This is a genomic window from Nostoc sp. PCC 9305, from assembly GCF_963920915.1.
Classification (GTDB): domain Bacteria; phylum Cyanobacteriota; class Cyanobacteriia; order Cyanobacteriales; family Nostocaceae; genus Nostoc.
Genome location: NZ_CAWUDN010000265.1, coordinates 1 through 999, shown reverse-complemented (window position 1 = coordinate 999; position 999 = coordinate 1). Strand labels below are relative to the sequence as shown.

At 39.3% G+C, this 999-nt stretch carries 1 protein-coding gene; it reads left to right on the top strand.

Annotated elements, in window-relative coordinates:
- The first annotated feature begins 195 nt into the window (after positions 1 to 195).
- On the top strand, positions 196 to 771 hold the full coding sequence (locus ACM0OX_RS35705) for a Uma2 family endonuclease (RefSeq protein WP_414519947.1): 576 nt from the start codon (positions 196 to 198) through the stop codon (positions 769 to 771).
- The last annotated feature ends 228 nt before the right edge of the window (positions 772 to 999 follow it).

The window sequence follows — 999 nt, the reverse complement described above, 5'->3', positions numbered from 1 at the left end:
TTCCCTCACAGTCTGCCTTACAACAATGTTAAGAAAGATGCGGGTAATGGATAGCATACAGGGAGAGAGGCTTTTATTCTTGCTCTGATTCGCTGGTAGGAAACGGTTTGAGAGAAAGCCGCACACGTTGTCAAATCTTCGGAAATTTGCCTCTTGTTAAAATCGAGTTGTATATCTCAGTGGAAAAAGCTTTTTATGTCAATGATGACAGTCAGAGATTTAGAGCAAGTTCAAACCGCTTTTACTGAAGCAGGTTTAGATTACCAGTTGGAACTCGAAAATGGGAAAATTTCAATAATGGGGCCGTCAGATATTGTATCCAGCGAAATTAGTAGTCGTCTTATTGCCTTTCTCTTTGCTTGGATAAATCCTCGTCGCTGGGGAAGAGTGTTTGATTCTGCTGGCGGTTTCATTATGCCAGATACAAACCTTAAAGCACCCGATGTTTCCTTTGTTCGTGCTTCCCGACTTCTCCAAAGTCCTCGTTACTTTGGCGAACTTGTCCCTGACTTGGTAGTAGAAATTAAATCTCAGAGCGATAAAATTAAACTTATAGCAGCCAAAATTCTGAAATTTATAGAACTAGGAGCGGTTGTCGGAATTCTGATCGATCCTGATGAAGAGACAGTTACAATTTATCGCTCTACAGGCGAACCTATAGTTTTAGAAAATGGTGATATTTTAACGATACCAGAACTGTTTCCCGGTTGGGAATTGCCCGTTACTGAATTGTGGCCTCCTATTTTTACCGAGGGAGAAACACAAATTTAGTGAATAACTTTGGTAGTAACTGAACAGCATTATCACTTGGAAGCGTCAAGATGGCATGATATCCAAAAGTTTTATAAGCTTATTTAGGAAAATAATTTGGTGAAGTAAAAAATATATTTGCTAATGAAAGTCACATATCCCCGGCTTATCAAAGAAATCGGGGATTTTATTTATCAGGACTTACGCAACTGGCACAGGCGATCGCTAAAATATAGTGCTTTTGTACTA

Excerpts from the sequence above, each read along its gene's own strand:
- ACM0OX_RS35705 (WP_414519947.1), top strand. The coding sequence starts at position 196 with ATGTCAATGATGACAGTCAGAGATTTAGAGCAAGTTCAAACCGCTTTT.